The sequence below is a fragment of the Aeromonas sp. 604443 genome (assembly GCF_049170315.1).
GTDB lineage: Bacteria > Pseudomonadota > Gammaproteobacteria > Enterobacterales > Aeromonadaceae > Aeromonas > Aeromonas veronii_A.
In genome coordinates this window covers 12,765-29,476 of the sequence record NZ_JAAKMI010000012.1, presented here as the reverse complement: position 1 = coordinate 29,476, position 16,712 = coordinate 12,765, and the positions used below count along the sequence as shown (strand labels likewise).

Sequence of the window (16,712 nt, the reverse complement as noted above, 5' to 3'; positions counted from 1 at the left end):
AAAGGGCGAACAGCATGCTGTTCGCCCTTTGTGTTTCTGCTGTGCTGACTCAGCTTCGCAGCAGATTTGCCTGCAGCTCGCTGCCGAGCTGATCGAGCAGCTGATAGCGCGCCTTGTAGCTGGCCCGCTTGCGGGAGGGGATCTCCTCCAGCGTCTTGCGGGGCACCTCTAGCGGCAGGCTCATCCAGAGTTCATCCTGCACGCTGCCCTGATGCTCCTGCCACAAGCCGTCGAGGTCGAACTTGACCCGATCGGCGGTGCGCTTGCTGCTCTGATAGACGTGGCTTTGGGTGCGGATCCCGAGCAGGCTCTTGCACGCCAGCCCCCGGGCCAGCTCGGCGGCCATATAGACCAGCAGGGACATGGGGCGCAGCCCGCCGCACGCCTTGGTGACCTGCTTGATCTCCTCGCTCTGCCCCTTGCCGCCCTGCAGCGAGCAGATCTCGAGGGTCGGGTTCGGCGCGGGGCGCAGATTGAGGGCCATGTAATAGAGCGCCGCGTCACCCAGCTTGAGGGTCAGGCTCATCTCCCCCTCTTTGCCCATGTGGGTTTGGTAATCCAGTTGCAGGGTCAGCGGTGCCGTCAGCTTGTCGCTCTGCCACTGGGCCAGCAGCAGGCCGCGCCCGCTGTAGATTGCCAGTTGTTGCGCCTTGGGCAGCTGACGTGCCAGCTGCTGGTAGTGGCCGCTGATAAGCCCGGCTCGCAGGCGCTTGCGGAGCCCCTTGTGGCGATAGGGGTGGATCGGCTTTTCCAGAATATCGGGGAAGCGGCTGATCGCCTGCGCCAGCAGCGGTTGCTCCTGCTGCTGGCGATAGAGTGCGCGGGCGCCGGGATTGAGCCAGAGACGCCCCACATACTTGGCCCGTCGGATGAGATGACCCGACTCCTCCACCGGATGAAGGCGGCGGGCGAGGGTTCGCAGGTGTGACAGATGAGATGACATGGTGCCGACCTCTGACTGGTGTGATGAGACAGGGCGGGGAGTGTAGGAGCGGGGCGCTGGCTTGTAAAAAAATGGATAGTAACAAAATGTGAAAACATAACGCTCAATAGCCGCCGTTGCGGCGATATGGCAGCCACGGCCACGGCAGGAAATCTGGCGCCATCCTCTTGATGTGGCAGATGATTTGATGCGCAAAGGTTTTTATTGTGTTTTGTGTTTGTTAAAAGTGGTTGAGCTGGCGCGAACGGCTGATTAAGCTAGGCCGGTTTTTTAGGGATGAGCCCGTCACCAGAGCGGGCATAAAATGACACAAAACGGAGTTTCGCATGACAGCTAGCACACCCATGTTAATCACCTTCCTGGTGTATATCCTCGGAATGGTGTTGATCGGCTTCGTCGCCTATCGCGCCACCCGCAACTTTGATGACTACATTCTGGGCGGCCGCCGGATGGGGAGCTGGGTGACCGCTCTCTCCGCCGGCGCCTCCGACATGAGCGGCTGGCTGCTGATGGGCCTGCCCGGCGCCGTCTTCGTCAGTGGCATCTCCGAGAGCTGGATCGCTATCGGTCTGGTCATCGGCGCCTACCTCAACTGGCGCTGGGTAGCGGGTCGCCTGCGGGTACATACCGAGAAGAACCGCAATGCCCTGACCCTGCCGGACTATTTCACCTACCGCTTTGAAGATCACAGCAAGGTGCTGCGCATTCTCTCGGCGCTGGTGATCCTGCTCTTCTTCACCATCTATTGCGCCTCCGGCGTGGTGGCCGGTGCCCGTCTGTTCGAGAGCACCTTCGGCATGGATTACAACACCGCCCTCTGGGTAGGTGCCGCCGCCACCATCACCTACACCTTCTTCGGCGGCTTCCTCGCGGTGAGCTGGACCGATACGGTGCAGGCGACCCTGATGATCTTCGCCCTGATCCTGACCCCGGTCTTCGTCATCATCGCCGTCGGCGGGATAGACAGCGCCATGATCGAGGTGGCCGCCAAGAGCGCCACCAACCTCGACATGTTCAAGAATCTGGATGTGATCGCCATCATCTCGCTGATGGCCTGGGGCCTTGGCTACTTCGGTCAGCCCCACATTCTGGCCCGTTTCATGGCGGCGGACTCCCACCACTCCATGGCCAATGCCCGTCGCATCAGCATGACCTGGATGGTGTTCTGCCTCGCAGGCGCGGTGGCCATCGGCTTCTTCGGGCTGGCCTACTTCGCCCGCTTCCCGGAAGTGGCGGCTGGAGTGACCGGCAACCCGGAGCGGGTCTTTATCGAGCTCTCCAAGATCCTGTTCAACCCCTGGATCGCCGGTGTGCTGCTCTCCGCTATTCTGGCGGCGGTGATGAGCACTCTAAGTTGTCAATTACTGGTCTGCTCCAGCGCCATTACCGAGGATCTCTACAAGCCCTTCCTGCGCAAGAATGCCTCCCAGCGTGAGCTGGTGTGGGTGGGTCGCCTGATGGTGCTGCTGATCGCCGTGATTGCCATCGCCGTTGCCATGAATCCGGAAAACCGGGTGCTGGGGCTGGTGAGCTACGCCTGGGCCGGTTTCGGTGCCGCCTTTGGTCCCGTGGTGCTGCTCTCGGTGCTCTGGCCGAGAATGACCCGCAACGGCGCGCTGGCCGGCATGCTGGTCGGTGCTATCACAGTCATCGTCTGGAAGCAGTTCGGCTGGCTGGGGCTGTATGAGATCATTCCGGGCTTCCTGTTCGCACTGCTGGCCATCGTGGTGGGCAGTCTGCTGGGCGAAGCGCCCTCAAAAGCGATGCTGGAGCGTTTCCGCGATGCCGAGGAGGAGTACAACACCCCGGCCGAGAGCGCGGGAGAGCCGGTCGCGGTGAACTGATCCCCCTTACCGCTTTCTGATTGAGAGCCCCGCCCCCGGACAAGGAGCGCCCTGGTTGGCCATCCTTGCACCGGTTTGGCGGGGCTTTGTGCTATCTGATTCACTCTTGGGCACTTTTTTATGTTCGGCCAGTGGCTCCCGGGTGCTCGCTTTCTTTTGTCTTGGCACCGAATATGGGACACTAGGCCGCCTGAAGGAGACCTAGTGCATGCGGCTATTCACCCTGATCCTGATCCTCCTGCTGGGGGGACTGCAATATGACCTCTGGCTGGGGAAGAACGGGCTATCCGATTATCAGAACCTGTCGGAGGCCATCTCGCAGCAACAGCGGGACAACCAGACTCTCAAGGATCGTAACGACCTCATTTACCGCGAGATAGATGATCTCACCTCTGGCCTCGAGGCCATCGAGGAGTTGTCGCGCAACGATCTGGGTTACATCAAGCAGGGGGAGACCTTCTACCGGATCATCCCCAAAGAGAAAGACAAAGAGACAGCGCCGGACGATGAGCCCTACGATGACTGATGCCAGCCGGGTATCCGGCCTGACGGCGATCGTCCCTGCCGCCGGTATCGGCAGCCGAATGGGGGCCGATTGCCCCAAGCAGTACCTGCAACTGGCGGGTAAAACCATTCTCGAACATACCCTGGAGCGGCTGCTCTCCCACCCGGCCATCGCCCAGGTGATCGTGGCGCTGGCGCCCCATGATCGCTGGTTCGAGGCCCTGCCCGTGGCGGCCGACCCGCGCATTGTGCGGGTAGAGGGAGGCGCCGAGCGCGCCTTTTCCGTCCTCAATGGTCTCCATTTGGCGCAAGGGGAGTGGGTGCTGGTGCACGATGCGGCCCGCCCCTGTCTGACTCACGGCGATCTCGATGCGCTGATTGTCGCGGCCATGAACTGCGGCGGTGCCATTCTCGGCAGCCGGGTGCGCGATACCATGAAACGCTCCGATGGGGAGGGCAATATCATCGCCACCGTCGAGCGCGAGCAGCTCTGGCATGCCCTGACGCCCCAGATGTTCCCGACTAGTGCCCTGAAGCGGGCACTGGAAGAGGGGTTGCTGCTGGGCGCCACCATCACCGACGAGGCCTCCGCCATGGAGCGGGCCGGATTCACGGTGCGGATGGTGGAGGGGCGCGCCGACAATATCAAAGTGACCCGGCCGGAAGACTTGTCGCTGGCGGGGCTGTTTTTAAGCCAGCAGGCATAAGCCCCTCAGTCATAACAGACCGTTCAGAGCAGAGCGTCTCGAACAAACAGGCCCGAACAAGGAGTTAGCATGATCCGGATTGGACATGGTGTGGACGTACACAAAATTGATGGGGTTGGTTTCAGCATGTTGGGAGGTTGCCGCTGATGATGCGCATTGGTCATGGTTTTGATGTCCATAAATTTGGTGGTGTTGGCCCCTGCATGCTGGGTGGCGTGCCGGTTCCCTACGAGCAGGGGCTGGTTGCCCACTCTGACGGCGATGTGGTGCTGCACGCGGTGAGCGATGCCCTGCTGGGGGCCATCGGCGCCGGTGACATCGGTCGCCACTTCCCCGATACCGCTGCCGAGTTCAAGGGGATCGACAGTCGCATTCTGCTGCGTGATGTCTTTGCCCGGGTACAGCAGGCGGGTTATGCCATCGGCAACCTGGATGTGACCATCATCGCCCAAGCCCCCAAAATGGCGCCCCATATCGACGCCATGTGCGCCGTGCTGGCCGCCGATCTGCAATGTGATTTGAACCGGGTGAACGTCAAGGCGACCACCACCGAACAGCTTGGGTTTACGGGGCGCAAGGAAGGGATCGCCACCGAAGCCGTCGTCCTACTGGTGAAACAATAATGCTGGAACAACTTGCCTATCTGCACGGGGCGCCCACTGCCCGCGGTATCCTCAAGGCCGAGGCCGCCGATTTCGTGGTCAATGAAGATCTCGGGTTTGAGCCTTGCGGTGAAGGGGAGCATATCTTCGTCCGGGTGCGCAAAACCGGCGAGAACACCGCCTGGGTGGCGGGTCTGCTGGCCGATGCGGCCGGGGTCAACCGCAATGCGGTGACCTGGGCGGGCCTGAAAGATCGCCACGCGGTGACCGAGCAGTGGTTCGGCATTCACCTGCCGGGCAAGGCCGAACCGGACCTGTCGGTTATCGAGAGCGACAGCATCCAGATCCTGCAAGCCAGGCGTCACAACCGCAAATTGCGGGTTGGCTACCTCAAGGGCAACCACTTCACCCTGCGTCTCACCGGTCTGGAACAGGCCGACGGGCTGGAAGCGCGCCTGCAGGCCATCGCCACTCAGGGCGTGCCCAATTACTATGGTGAGCAGCGTTTTGGCCGCGATGGCAACAACCTGGAAGCGGCCAAGGCGATGTTTGCCGGCAAGCGGATCAAGGATCGCAACAAGCGCTCCCTCTACCTCTCTGCCGCCCGCAGCATGCTGTTCAACGCCATTGTCAGCGCCCGTATCGAGCAGGGGCTGGCTCATCAGCTGCTGGCCGGTGATTGCGTGATGCTCAAGGGCAGCCACTCCATCTTCAGCGAAGAGAGCGTGACCCCCGAGCTGGAAGCGCGTCTTGCCTCCGGCGACGTGCAGCTCACCGCCCCCCAGTGGGGCCGTGGCCGCCTGGTCAGTCAGGGCGCCGCTGCCGAGTTCGAACAGGGCGTGTTGGCTCCTTACAGCGATTGGTGTGACGGGCTGGAGAAAGCCGGGCTGGATCAGGACAGGCGCCCCCTGCTGCTCAAGCCGGAGCAGATGAGCTGGCAGCTGGATGGCGAGGCGCTGACCCTCTCCTTCTTCCTGCCGGCGGGCGCGTTTGCCACCAGCGTGGTGCGCGAGTTAATGCAGGCCGAAGAGGCCGATCACGGTTTCAGGAATCAGACCGATGCGAATTCTGGTCAGTAATGATGATGGTGTGCATGCCGAGGGCATTCGTGCCCTCAGCGAGGCGCTGCGCGCCTGCGGCGAGGTCATTGTGGTTGCGCCGGATCGCAACCGCAGCGGCGCGAGTCACTCGCTGACGCTGGAAGTACCGCTGCGGGTTACCCGCATTGCAGAAAACGGCTTTAATGGGTGCGAGAGCTATGCGGTGAAGGGGACGCCGACCGACTGCGTGCATCTGGCGGTCAACGAGCTGGTGCGCCCTGAACCCGACATGGTGGTGGCCGGCATCAACCACGGAGCCAACCTGGGGGATGATGTCATCTACTCGGGCACGGTCGCCGCGGCCACCGAGGGGCGCCATCTTGGCTACCCCTCCATCGCCATCTCGCTGGTAGGCAAGACCCACTTCGCCACGGCGGCCCACTATGCGGCCCTGCTGGTGAAGGGGCTGATGAAACACCCCCTGCCTGCCGATCAGATCCTCAACGTCAACGTGCCGGACTTGCCCCTCGAGCAGATTAAGGGGATCAAGACCACCCGCCTTGGCAACCGCCACCGGGCGGAGTCGGTGATCTGCACCGAGGATCCCCGTGGTCAGCCCATCTACTGGATCGGCCCCCCCGGTAGCCAGCAGGATGCCGGTGAAGGCACCGATTTTGCCGCCATCGAGCAGGGCTATGTCTCGATTACCCCCCTGACCATCGATATGACTGCCTATGACAGTCTCGCCGGTCTGGGGGCCTGGTTAGATCTGCAGGGATGAGGGTGGTGTGATAGTACAGCGCCTGTTAAATCAGCTCATTGCGCAGGATATTCGCGATTTTCGCGTGCTGGCGACCATCGCGAAAGTGCCGCGCCAGCTGTTCGTGGACGAGGCCATGGCGCACAAGGCGTGGGACAACACCGCCCTGCCCATTGGCCACGGCCAGACCATTTCGCAGCCCTATATGGTGGCGCGAATGACCGAGTTGCTGATGCAAAACAATCCGGCCCATGTGCTGGAGATTGGCACTGGCTCGGGCTACCAGACGGCGATCCTCGCCCATCTGGTGGAGCATGTTTATACCGTTGAGCGGATCAAGTCGCTGCAGTTCCAGGCCCGACGCCGACTGCGCCAGCTCGATCTGCACAATGTCTCGGCCAAGCACGGCAACGGCTGGCTGGGGTGGCCCAACAAGGGGCCTTATGACGCCATTCTGGTGACGGCCGCGGCGAGCGAGATCCCGACGGCGCTCACCGATCAGCTGGCCGAAGGGGGCCGACTGGTGTTGCCCGTGGGTGACAGCCAGCAGACCTTGCAGCTGATCGAACGATCCGGATCCCAGCTTACCAGCCGTATTCTGGAGCCGGTACGTTTTGTTCCCCTGATTGACGGAGATGTTGAGTGAAGTTGTTTTCCCGTTTGTACGTACTGGTGATGCAGTGGGCTCGCCACAAGCATGCCCCCTGGTATCTCTCCATCACCGCTTTCATCGAGTCGGTATTCTGGCCGATCCCGGTGGATGTGATGCTGGCGCCGATGGCGCTCGCCAAGCCCCACAAGGCGTGGCACTACGCCACGCTGGCCACCCTCTTCTCTGTTCTGGGCGCCCTGTTTGGCTATGCCCTTGGCTATGCCCTTTGGGATCCGGTCGTGCTGCCACTGGTGGAGTCTGTGGGCTATCAGGACAAGATCGAGATTGCTCGCAACTGGTTTGAGCAGTGGGGGATCTGGGTCATTTTCATTGCCAGCTTCACCCCTATCCCCTACAAGGTGTTTACCGTGACGGCAGGGTTGTTGCAAATGGCTCTGCTGCCCTTCATCATCACCTCCCTCATCGGTCGTGGCATGCGCTTTTTCCTGGTTGCGGGCCTGATGCGCTGGGGTGGCGAGAAGATGGAACGCAAACTGATGCACTATGTTGATGTGCTCGGTTGGCTCTGTATTGGTCTGGCCGTGGTGGCCTATTTCTGGTTTAGTCGTTAAGGATCCATTATGCGTTCGCGTATTTGGCAAGGAAGCAGTGTCGTGGTGTTGTCATGGCTGCTGCTTGCCTGCTCCTCCAGTAAAAATGCAGCTCCGGTAGATGGTGTTGATGAGGGGCAGTTTGTCTCGACCATTCCGGCTCGCCAAAGCGGTGCCCAGGTCAGCGCCCCCATTCAGGGCGGTAGCTATGTGGTGAAGCGGGGCGATACCCTCTACTCCATCGCCTTCAACTCCGGCAACGATGTACCCTCGTTGGCCAGCCTCAACAACATCAGCCCGCCCTACAACATCTATCCGGGGCAGCGACTGCGACTCGATGGTTCCAGCGCCAGTGTTGGCAGCAGCCGCAGTGCCGGTACCTATGAGGTGCGCCGCGGCGATACCCTGAGCAGCATCGGCCGCCAGTTCGGCATGACGCCGCAGGCGCTGGCCCAGAGCAACAACCTGAGTGCCCCCTATGCGCTGCAACCGGGTCAGGTGCTCAATGTCCAGACCGCAGGCGGCGGTTCGACCCAGATGGTGGCTGCGACTCGTCCGGCAACCGTGACGCCGGTGGCAGTGAGCCGTCCCAGCAGCGGTCCGCGTCCGTTGGCCGAGCCGAGTGGATCTGGTCAGACCACGCCATTCATCTCTCAGAAATCCGTTGCTCCGGCAGCACCGAAGGAATACGCTCAGTCCAAAGAACAAAAAATAAACAACCCCCAGTCGAGACTTGCTTGGCACTGGCCCGCAAAAGGCCGGATTGTCGAGGGGTTCTCTGTTGCAGAACAGGGTAACAAGGGGATCGACATAGCCGGCCAGAAGGGGCAACCCGTCTACGCCGCCAGCAGCGGTAAAGTGGTATACGCTGGCAGTGCTTTAAGGGGGTACGGCAAGCTGATTATCCTCAAGCATGATGATGACTATCTCTCCGCTTACGCACACAACGACGAGTTGCGGGTGAAGGAAGGGGACAGCGTCAAGGGGGGCTCGGTCATTGCCAACATGGGTAGCACGGACGCGCCGGATGTGCGATTGCATTTCGAGATCCGGTACAGAGGCAAGTCGATCAATCCGATGAGCTATTTGCCAAAGCGTTAACCCCAGAGAGACCGTCTTACTCTGGTAACGTCAGGGAGACACACCATGAGCCAAGAACAACTGGTAATGCAGGATGCAGAGTTAGAGTTTGACGCTGAACCCGAATCTCACGAGGTAGAAGAGTTGCAGGAGGTAGCCGCCGAGGCGGACGAGACTATCTCCGATGAGTTGCTGGCACCTGAGCTGAATAAGGTGATGGATGCCACGCAACTCTATCTGGGGGAGATAGGTTTCTCCCCGCTGCTCACAGCCGAAGAGGAAGTCTACTACGCCCGTCGTGCCTTGCGAGGTGACAAAGCCGCCCGCAAGCGCATGATCGAGTCCAACCTGCGGCTGGTGGTGAAAATCGCCCGTCGTTACAACAACCGCGGCCTGGTGCTGCTGGATCTCATTGAAGAGGGCAACCTCGGTCTTATCCGCGCGGTCGAGAAGTTTGACCCAGAGCGCGGCTTCCGTTTCTCTACCTATGCTACCTGGTGGATCCGCCAGACCATAGAGCGGGCCATCATGAACCAGACCCGTACCATCCGTCTGCCCATTCATGTGGTCAAGGAGTTAAACGTTTACCTGCGCACCGCGCGCGAACTCTCTCACCGTCTCGATCATGAACCGACCGCCGAGGATATCGCCTTCGCGCTGGATCGTTCGGTGGATGATGTGAACCGCATGCTCAAGCTCAACGAGAAGATCACCTCGGTGGACACCCCCATTGGTGGCGATCGCGACAAAGCGCTGCTGGATGTGCTCTCCGACGAGCGCGGCATGGGGCCGGAGCTGGAGTCACAGGAAGATGATATGCGCAGCAGCATTGTGCACTGGCTGGAGGAGCTCAACCCCAAGCAGCGGGAAGTGCTGGCCCGTCGTTTCGGTCTGCTGGGGTACGAGCCCGCCACCCTTGAGGATGTGGGGGCCGAGATTGGCCTGACCCGCGAGCGGGTACGCCAGATCCAGGTGGAGGGGCTGCGCCGTCTGCGGGAGATCCTGCTGAGCCAGGGGCTCTCCATCGAGGCGTTATTTCGTACCAATTAAGCATCCGCACCAACTGATCAGCGCATCAGCCAGATAGCACGAGGGGAGCAACAGCTCCCCTCGTTTTTTATTGCCTGTGGTCTGGCGATGGCTTCGTGGTTATACCAGCTCGGCCAGCATGGTGTCGGCGTAGGGCACCAGTGCTTCGCCCCTCTTCACCTTGGTGAGGTAGTCCGGGTTGGCGATAAGTGGACGGCCGATGGCCACCAGATCGAAGCGGTTGGCCTCGATGGCCGCTGCGGCGCGCTCGGCGTCGTAGTTGCCCACCCCGACCAGATTGCCCTTGTAGTGGGCGCGCAGATAGTCGGAGGCGCGGCCACCCAGATAATCGAAGGTGAGGTTGTCATCAAAGATGCCGAGGTGGATATAGGCCAGCGGGCGATCGTTGAGCTTGCCCAGCAGATAGTCGAACACGGTGCGATCTTCCGGGCTGCCCGCCAGATGGACATAGGCACCCGGGGAGAGACGAATACCAACCCGATCACCGCCGATGCGGGCGCTGATGGCATCGACCACTTCCAGCGCGAAGCGGCTCATCTTTTCCGGGCTGCCACCATAGTTGTCGGTGCGCAGGTTGGTGGAGTGGTGCAGGAACTGATCGATCAGGTAGCCATTGGCACCGTGGATCTCCACCCCGTCAAAGCCCGCCTCGATGGCGTTGGCAGCGGCCTGGGCGTAATCCAGTACCAGCTGGGCGATTTCCGCCTCGGTCAGGGCACGCGGCACCTGATAGGTCAGCTCGCGCATGCGGGGCACAGTGCCCTCGTGCGCCACGGCAGAGGGGGCCAACACTTCAGCCTGATGGAAGAAGGGGTGGGAGAGGCGGCCGACGTGCCACAGCTGGGCGAAGATCTTGCCGCCCTTGGCGTGCACGGCGCTGGTCACTTTCTTCCAGCCATCGATCTGCGCCTGGGTGAAGAGGCCCGGGGTATTGGGGTAACCCTGCGCGTCGGGGCGGATGATGACGGCCTCGGAAACAATCAGGCCGATGTCGGCGCGGCGGCCGTAATAGGCAGCCATCTGCTCGGTCGGCACCAGACCTGGGCCTGCCATGCAGCGGGTGAGCGGGGCCATCATGAAACGGTTGGCCAGGGTCAGAGTGTCATTGAGTCGATACGGCTGAAACAGGGTATTCATGATAGGTTGTCCTGAACGGGTTATTCTTGAACGTGCATTCAAGACGTTTTTTGCGTCGGGCGCAAGCTTTTTTTGAATGCGCGTTCAAGAAGGTTGGCCCGAGCGGGCGGCTGGGGTAAACTTGCCGCCCTTTCCAGTCACTCTTTATCGGCGGGCCCTGTTGCTCCTTGCCGGTGAACCATTTCCCACGGGAGGAACCATGCGCATAGCCGAGTTTGATCGGGACGAGGTACTGCGAAATGCCATGGAAGCGTTTCGCGCCAAGGGATATGCCAAGACCACCATGCAGGAGCTGGTGGCTGCCACCGGCCTGCACCCGGGCAGCATTTACGGCGCCTTTGGCAACAAGCGCGGCCTGCTGCTGGCGGCGGTGGATCATTATGTCGAGGGCAAACGCACCCTGCGCCGCTCCCTGCTCGACAACCCGAGCCCGTTGGCGGGTCTTGCTGCCTATCTCGACCGGATTGTGGGGGAGGCGCTCTGCGGCTCCTGTCTGGTGACTCGCACCATGATGGAGCTGAGCGAGCAGGATGAGGAGCTGACCCAGCGGGTCAAGGGGATCTATGGCGAGCTGGAGCAGGATCTGGCCGAGTTGCTGACACAGGCGCAGGCCAAGGGTGAACTGGCCCCGGATAGCAATATCCACACCCTCACCGCACTGCTGCTGATCAACCTGCAAGGGCTGGTCACTTTCGCCCAGTGCCGCCCCGATCGCCCCCTGCTCGACGACGTAGTCGCCCAGCTGATGCGGGCCCTGCGGGCGTAAGTTAGGTTTCCCCTTCTCCGTTTTTGCTTTTTGAATTGAGGGGAAGGGGTCAATCGGATTGACGTAATGAGAACAGGATAAAATCCAGCACGGAGTTGAGCCTGCCCAGTACATCGTTATTCCACACTCGTATCACCCGAAATCCCTGCTGATTGAGATAGGCTGTCCGAGCCTCATCATGCATCTGGTTCGCTAGTGTTCCATGTTGCGAACCATCCACTTCGATGATCAATCCCTGTTCAAGGCTGATGAAATCCACCACATAGGGGCCGATGGGCATTTGGCGGCGAAATTTCACTCCCGCCAGACGGCGATTGCGCAAGTGTTGCCACAGTTTCTGCTCTGCCAGCGTGGCATCACGTCTCAGTCGTTTGGCAAAGCGGTTGCTTTCCATAAAGGGCTCCAGTTCTGTTTGGCCCTATAGATATAGCCAGCTTCCTTTGTGTTTACCGGTTGGATATTGCGTCCCCTCACCCTAGCCCTCTCCCAAAGGGAGAGGGAACAGATCTAGGTGCTGTCAGGATTTGTTGACCCCAACCGAGCTATCGTTGTGTTTGGTAATGATGAGCTGATGAGCTGATGAGCTGATGAGCTGATGAGCTGATGAGTGGATGGGCATTGCCCTGCTAGTTGGTTACCCGTGATGTTGCCGATTGTACTGGATCAGCTCCCTTCTCCCCTTGCGGGAGAAGGGCTGGGGATGAGGGGATGAGGGGATGGAGCAGGAGCAGCCCTCACCCTAACCCTCTCCCAGAGGGAGAGGGAATTGATCGAGGTTCGGTTTGGGCATCATGGTCGGTCAACAAGCTCCTTCATCAAATCCTTGAGCCACACCTGCGCCGGTTGTTGCGTATGCGCCGATGGGGTATGCCAGACGCTGCGGCCTCACCTCGGCCCCACCAGCTCCTTCATCAAATCTTTCAGCCATACCAGTGCGGGTTGCTGGGCATGAACGGGGTGCCAGACGCAGTTTAGGTGGTAATCCGGCACGTCTGCGGGCAGCGGCAAGCTTTTCAGCGGCCAGTGGGTGGCAAGCAGCTCGGCCACCATGCTGGGCAGCACCAGCAGGTGATCGCTCTGGCTGACAATGGCTGCGGCGGACATATAACTCTGGCTGTTGACCGAGATGGTGCGGCTAAAGCCCTGACTTTTCAGATAGCGGTCGAGGCTCGCCTCCGAGGTGCCAAGGGGCGAGTGGAACACATGGGGCATGGCGATGAGCTGCTGCAGGGTGATGCGCTCCTGCCACTGGGAGGGGTCATCCTCGGCGCCGGCGGGGGCCGATTTGGCAATCGGCAGATCGGCGCGTACCAGCCCGGCCAGCGGCTCGGTGAGCCAGGTCTCTTTGCCGAGATACCCCGGCACCTGCATGTATTCGTCAAACCCCAGCACCAGATCGATCTCCCCGCTTGCCAGTTCGGCTTCGGGCAGGGTGTCGCGCAGGATGCGGATCTCGATGGTGACCCCCGGCGCCAGCCGTCTGAGCCGCTGAATAAGCGGCGGGATCAGCACGCACTCCACGTAATCTGTGGTGCAGAGCACGAAGCGCCGCTTCGACTGGCTCGGCTCGAACTCCTCCTCCTCGGTGAGCTGCTGCTCCAGCAGCCGCAGCGCCTGCTGTACCCCGAGGTGCAGCCGCTGGGCGCGCGGGGTCGGCAGCATCCCCTGCGGGGTGCGCACCAAAAGCGGGTCGCCGACAAAGGTGCGCAGCCGGTTAAGCGAATGGCTCATGGCGGGCTGGCTGATAAAGAGCGCTTCGGCGGCGCGGGTGACGCTGCCCTGCGTCATCAGGGCGTCAAACGCGAGCAGCAGATTGAGGTCGAGCTGGTGCAGTTTCATGGGGGGATTATTCGCCGTGTTTATGGGACAATCCATCCTATTCATTTGATGGATGGGGGCGCAACGTCTTAATCTGCGACCCACTCTTATTTTTCCGGGTTCCCGCGCCGCATCGGGCGTAAACGGGGGCCTCAATCCATGCAAGGAGCCTTGCGATGAGCATCAAGACCATTAACTCCACGCCGGCCGCCGACGGCTTCACCATGCCCGCCGAGTGGGCGCACCAGCAGGCCGTCTGGATGATCTGGCCGTTTCGCCCGGACAACTGGCGCGTAGCCGGTCGCTTCGCGCAAGAGACCTTCGCCAAGGTGGCCGATGCCATCGGTGGCGCCACCCCGGTCTTTATGGGGGTTCCGGCCCAGTTTATGGAGCAGGCCCGCGCCATCATGCCCGCCCACGTCACTCTGGTTGAAATGAACAGCGATGACTGCTGGGCCCGCGATACCGGCCCCACCATCGTTACCAACGCTGCCGGCGAGTGCCGTGGGGTGGATTGGGGCTTCAACGCCTGGGGCGGACACAAGGGTGGTCTCTACTACCCGTGGAATCAGGATGAAGAGGTCGCTGCCCAGATGCTGGCCCAGCACGGCATGGCTCGTTACGACGCGCCGCTGATTCTGGAAGGGGGCTCCATCCATGTTGATGGCGAAGGCACCTGCCTGACCACCGCCGAGTGCCTGCTCAACGAAAACCGCAACCCGCACCTGACCAAAGAGCAGATCGAAGCTTACCTGCGCGACTATCTGGGCGTCACCAGCTTTATCTGGCTGGACGAAGGCGTCTACATGGATGAAACCGACGGCCACATCGACAACATGTGCTGCTTCGTGCGTCCGGGTGAAGTGGCCCTGCACTGGACTGACGACCAGAACGATCCCCAGTACGCCCGCTCCGTGGCCGCCCTCAAGGTGCTGGAAGCGGCAGTCGATGCCAAGGGTCGCAAGCTGAAAGTGTGGAAGCTGCCCCAGCCGGGCCCGCTGTTCTGTACCGAAGAGGAGTCAGCCGGTGTCGAGAGCGGTACTGGTGTGCCGCGCGAGGCAGAAGGCCGTCTGGCCGGTTCCTACGTGAACTTCCTGATCACCAACGATCGCATCGTCTATCCGCTGCTGGATGCCGCCACCGATGGCGAAGCCCAGCGCATTCTGGAAGAGATCTTCCCGGAGCACACCGTGGTCGGCGTGCCGGCCCGCGAGATCCTGCTGGGCGGTGGCAATATTCACTGCATTACCCAGCAGATCCCGTCCGGCAAATAAGAACCGGATGACGATCCTGCTGCGAAGCCGTGATCAAGGCTCATGTGCTGCTCGGAAGCCTCACGTATGTTTATACGCTCCGGTTCCTGCGCTGCTCTTCACCTTGCTGACGGCCTCTCGCGACGGGTCGTAAACCGGTTCTAGTTAGTATTCAAAACCCCACGCCGTGGGGTTTTCTCTCTTGATGGTGTGATGGTCGCAGGCGCTGATGCGGCGATCATCATGACAAACAGTCACCCTTTTACAGGAGATCCCCATGATCGAAGTGACCGAGGTTTCCATTGCCGAGCTGCGTGCCGCGCTCGAATCAGGCCGCACCACAGCGGTCGAACTGGTCAAGGCCTATCTGGCCCGGATCGAGGCTTACAACGGCCCCGAAACTGCCACCAAACTCAACGCCGTGGTGGTCGCCAATCCCGATGCGCTGAAAGAAGCCGAAGATTCCGATGCCCGCCGCGCCCGTGGCGAGACCCTGAGTCCGCTCGACGGCATCCCCTACACCGCCAAAGATAGCTATCTGGTCAAGGGGCTGACCGCCGCCTCCGGTAGCCCGGCCTTCAAGGATCTGGTGGCCCAGCGCGATGCCTTTACCGTTGAGCGCCTGCGAGCCGCCGGTGCCATCTGCCTTGGCAAAACCAATATGCCACCGATGGCCAATGGCGGCATGCAGCGCGGCGTCTATGGCCGTGCCGAGAGCCCCTACAACGCCGACTACCTGACCGCGCCCTTTGCCTCCGGCTCCTCCAACGGTGCCGGTACCGCCACCGCCGCCAGCTTCTCCGCCTTTGGTCTGGCGGAAGAGACCTGGTCGAGCGGCCGTGGCCCGGCTTCCAACAACGGTCTGTGCGCCTACACCCCGTCCCGTGGCGTGATTTCGGTACGCGGCAACTGGCCGCTGACCCCGACCATGGATGTGGTGGTGCCCTATGCCCGCACCATGAATGATCTGCTGGAAGTGCTCGACGTAGTGGTTGCCGACGATAGCGATCCCCGTGGCGATCTGTGGCGCCTGCAGCCCTGGGTGCAGCTGCCCAAGGCCTCTGAAGTGCGTCCGGCTTCCTATCTGGATCTGGCTGCCAAGCCCGATGCCCTCAAGGGCAAGCGCCTCGGTGTGCCGCGCATGTTTATCAACAAGGATGAACTGGCCGGCACCAGCGAAAACCCCGGCATCGGCGGCCCGACCGGTCAGCGCATCCATACCCGCGAGACCGTGATCGCCCTCTGGGAAGATGCGCGCAAGGCGCTGGAAGCCGCTGGCGCCGAAGTTATCGAAGTGGACTTCCCGCTGGTCTCCAACTGCGAAGGGGACCGACCCGGCGCGCCGACCGTGTTCAATCGCGGCATCGTGAGCCCGGAGTTTCTTAATGACGAGCTGTGGGAGCTCTCCGGCTGGGCGTTCGACGACTTCCTGCGCGCCAACGGCGATCCCAAACTCAACAAGCTGGCCGATGTCGATGGGCCGAAGATCTTCCCCCACGATCTGGGCACACTGCCGAACCGCGAGGGCGATCTGGCGGCGGGCATGGACGAGTACGTCAATATGGCCAAGCGTGGCCTGAAATCCTGGGACGAGATCGCCACAGTGCCGGACGGCCTGCGCGGTCTGGAGAAGACCCGCAAGCTGGATCTCGAGGACTGGATGGACGGGCTCAAACTCGACGCCGTGCTGTTCCCGACCGTCGCCGACGTCGCCCCGGCTGATGCGGATGTGAATCCGGCCTCCGCCGATATCGCCTGGAGCAACGGCATCTGGGTTGCCAACGGCAACCTCGCCATTCGCCACCTCGGCGTGCCGACCGTCACCGTCCCCATGGGCGTCATGGCCGATATCGGTATGCCGGTGGGGCTGACCTTCGCCGGTCGCGCCTATGACGACAACAACCTGCTGCGCTTTGCCTCGGCCTTCGAGTCCACCGGCAGCAAGCGTATGGTGCCGCCACGCACGCCGCCGTTGGGGTGATTGCTGTTGTAAGTTAAATCTCTG

The 16,712-nt window shown here is 61.4% G+C and carries 17 protein-coding genes; 13 read left to right on the top strand and 4 right to left on the bottom strand.

Annotated features, from left to right (window positions below; genetic code table 11):
• Window positions 1-49: 49 nt before the first annotated feature.
• Entirely contained in the window at window positions 50-943 is an 894-nt protein-coding gene (locus G5380_RS15515) for a VirK/YbjX family protein (RefSeq protein WP_100652902.1), read from the bottom strand.
• Window positions 944-1,269: 326 nt separating this feature from the next.
• Between G5380_RS15515 and putP the strand changes: the two genes are divergently transcribed.
• From putP to rpoS, 10 genes are all read left to right on the top strand, one after another.
• Window positions 1,270-2,787 carry a sodium/proline symporter PutP gene (putP, locus tag G5380_RS15510; RefSeq protein ID WP_201986304.1) on the top strand — a complete coding sequence of 506 codons (1,518 nt, stop codon included), beginning with the start codon at window positions 1,270-1,272 and terminating at the stop codon, window positions 2,785-2,787.
• Window positions 2,788-2,995: 208 nt separating this feature from the next.
• Window positions 2,996-3,313 carry a cell division protein FtsB gene (gene ftsB / locus G5380_RS15505; RefSeq protein WP_005335520.1) on the top strand — a complete coding sequence of 106 codons (318 nt, stop codon included), beginning with the start codon at window positions 2,996-2,998 and terminating at the stop codon, window positions 3,311-3,313.
• The gene (gene ispD, locus G5380_RS15500) at window positions 3,306-3,998 is read left to right on the top strand and encodes a 2-C-methyl-D-erythritol 4-phosphate cytidylyltransferase (RefSeq protein WP_421352880.1); all 693 of its coding nucleotides are present in this window, start codon (window positions 3,306-3,308) and stop codon (window positions 3,996-3,998) included. The genes ftsB and ispD overlap by 8 nt, the downstream gene beginning before the upstream one ends.
• A 146-nt stretch (window positions 3,999-4,144) precedes the next feature.
• A complete protein-coding gene (gene ispF, locus G5380_RS15495) occupies window positions 4,145-4,621 on the top strand; it encodes a 2-C-methyl-D-erythritol 2,4-cyclodiphosphate synthase (protein WP_040097825.1) in 477 nt (158 codons plus the stop codon).
• The gene (gene truD / locus G5380_RS15490) at window positions 4,621-5,679 is read left to right on the top strand and encodes a tRNA pseudouridine(13) synthase TruD (RefSeq protein WP_227341354.1); all 1,059 of its coding nucleotides are present in this window, start codon (window positions 4,621-4,623) and stop codon (window positions 5,677-5,679) included. The genes ispF and truD overlap by 1 nt, the downstream gene beginning before the upstream one ends.
• Window positions 5,660-6,421: a 5'/3'-nucleotidase SurE gene (gene surE, locus G5380_RS15485; RefSeq protein ID WP_005335515.1), complete on the top strand. Its 762-nt coding sequence runs from the start codon at window positions 5,660-5,662 to the stop codon at window positions 6,419-6,421. Before truD ends, surE begins: the two co-directional genes overlap by 20 nt.
• Before the next feature lie 7 nt (window positions 6,422-6,428).
• Window positions 6,429-7,046 (top strand): protein-L-isoaspartate(D-aspartate) O-methyltransferase, encoded by a 618-nt coding sequence (locus tag G5380_RS15480; RefSeq protein WP_005335507.1) that lies wholly within the window; start codon window positions 6,429-6,431, stop codon window positions 7,044-7,046.
• Window positions 7,043-7,624 carry a YqaA family protein gene (locus G5380_RS15475; RefSeq protein ID WP_021229508.1) on the top strand — a complete coding sequence of 194 codons (582 nt, stop codon included), beginning with the start codon at window positions 7,043-7,045 and terminating at the stop codon, window positions 7,622-7,624. Before G5380_RS15480 ends, G5380_RS15475 begins: the two co-directional genes overlap by 4 nt.
• Before the next feature lie 9 nt (window positions 7,625-7,633).
• On the top strand, window positions 7,634-8,704 hold the full coding sequence (locus tag G5380_RS15470; protein WP_040068374.1) for a LysM peptidoglycan-binding domain-containing protein: 1,071 nt from the start codon (window positions 7,634-7,636) through the stop codon (window positions 8,702-8,704).
• Window positions 8,705-8,749: 45 nt separating this feature from the next.
• Window positions 8,750-9,733 (top strand): RNA polymerase sigma factor RpoS, encoded by a 984-nt coding sequence (rpoS, locus tag G5380_RS15465; RefSeq protein WP_005335504.1) that lies wholly within the window; start codon window positions 8,750-8,752, stop codon window positions 9,731-9,733.
• 99 nt (window positions 9,734-9,832) lie between these two features.
• Here rpoS and G5380_RS15460 read toward each other — a convergent pair whose 3' ends face one another.
• The gene (locus G5380_RS15460; protein WP_199765779.1) at window positions 9,833-10,870 is read right to left on the bottom strand and encodes an alkene reductase; all 1,038 of its coding nucleotides are present in this window, start codon (window positions 10,868-10,870) and stop codon (window positions 9,833-9,835) included.
• 199 nt (window positions 10,871-11,069) lie between these two features.
• On the opposite strand from G5380_RS15460, the gene G5380_RS15455 reads away from it, so the two are divergent.
• Complete coding sequence (locus G5380_RS15455; RefSeq protein ID WP_005335495.1) at window positions 11,070-11,636, top strand: TetR/AcrR family transcriptional regulator; 567 nt, start codon at window positions 11,070-11,072, stop codon at window positions 11,634-11,636.
• A 49-nt stretch (window positions 11,637-11,685) separates the two neighbouring features.
• On the opposite strand, the gene G5380_RS15450 is transcribed toward G5380_RS15455, so the two are convergent.
• Both G5380_RS15450 and G5380_RS15445 read right to left on the bottom strand, forming a co-directional pair.
• Window positions 11,686-12,030, bottom strand: a complete 345-nt coding sequence (locus G5380_RS15450; protein WP_139406923.1) for an endonuclease domain-containing protein — start codon at window positions 12,028-12,030, stop codon at window positions 11,686-11,688.
• Window positions 12,031-12,521: 491 nt separating this feature from the next.
• Complete coding sequence (locus tag G5380_RS15445; protein WP_421352879.1) at window positions 12,522-13,475, bottom strand: LysR family transcriptional regulator; 954 nt, start codon at window positions 13,473-13,475, stop codon at window positions 12,522-12,524.
• A 155-nt stretch (window positions 13,476-13,630) separates the two neighbouring features.
• On the opposite strand from G5380_RS15445, the gene aguA reads away from it, so the two are divergent.
• Together aguA and G5380_RS15435 are read left to right on the top strand one after the other, a co-directional pair.
• Window positions 13,631-14,728, top strand: coding sequence for an agmatine deiminase (aguA, locus tag G5380_RS15440; protein WP_100652914.1), 1,098 nt, complete (start codon window positions 13,631-13,633; stop codon window positions 14,726-14,728).
• Window positions 14,729-14,984: 256 nt separating this feature from the next.
• Window positions 14,985-16,688: an amidase gene (locus G5380_RS15435; protein WP_421352878.1), complete on the top strand. Its 1,704-nt coding sequence runs from the start codon at window positions 14,985-14,987 to the stop codon at window positions 16,686-16,688.
• Window positions 16,689-16,712: the final 24 nt, after the last annotated feature.

Bases quoted from the DNA above. Each gene is read 5' to 3' on its own strand.
- G5380_RS15455 (WP_005335495.1), top strand. From the start codon at position 11,070: ATGCGCATAGCCGAGTTTGATCGGGACGAGGTACTGCGAAATGCCATG.
- aguA (WP_100652914.1), top strand. From the start codon at position 13,631: ATGAGCATCAAGACCATTAACTCCACGCCGGCCGCCGACGGCTTCACC.
- G5380_RS15445 (WP_421352879.1), bottom strand. From the start codon at position 13,475: ATGAAACTGCACCAGCTCGACCTCAATCTGCTGCTCGCGTTTGACGCC.
- putP (WP_201986304.1), top strand. From the start codon at position 1,270: ATGACAGCTAGCACACCCATGTTAATCACCTTCCTGGTGTATATCCTC.
- G5380_RS15450 (WP_139406923.1), bottom strand. From the start codon at position 12,030: ATGGAAAGCAACCGCTTTGCCAAACGACTGAGACGTGATGCCACGCTG.
- rpoS (WP_005335504.1), top strand. From the start codon at position 8,750: ATGAGCCAAGAACAACTGGTAATGCAGGATGCAGAGTTAGAGTTTGAC.
- surE (WP_005335515.1), top strand. From the start codon at position 5,660: ATGCGAATTCTGGTCAGTAATGATGATGGTGTGCATGCCGAGGGCATT.
- ftsB (WP_005335520.1), top strand. From the start codon at position 2,996: ATGCGGCTATTCACCCTGATCCTGATCCTCCTGCTGGGGGGACTGCAA.
- ispD (WP_421352880.1), top strand. From the start codon at position 3,306: ATGACTGATGCCAGCCGGGTATCCGGCCTGACGGCGATCGTCCCTGCC.
- G5380_RS15470 (WP_040068374.1), top strand. From the start codon at position 7,634: ATGCGTTCGCGTATTTGGCAAGGAAGCAGTGTCGTGGTGTTGTCATGG.
- ispF (WP_040097825.1), top strand. From the start codon at position 4,145: ATGATGCGCATTGGTCATGGTTTTGATGTCCATAAATTTGGTGGTGTT.
- G5380_RS15460 (WP_199765779.1), bottom strand. From the start codon at position 10,870: ATGAATACCCTGTTTCAGCCGTATCGACTCAATGACACTCTGACCCTG.
- G5380_RS15515 (WP_100652902.1), bottom strand. From the start codon at position 943: ATGTCATCTCATCTGTCACACCTGCGAACCCTCGCCCGCCGCCTTCAT.
- truD (WP_227341354.1), top strand. From the start codon at position 4,621: ATGCTGGAACAACTTGCCTATCTGCACGGGGCGCCCACTGCCCGCGGT.
- G5380_RS15435 (WP_421352878.1), top strand. From the start codon at position 14,985: ATGATCGAAGTGACCGAGGTTTCCATTGCCGAGCTGCGTGCCGCGCTC.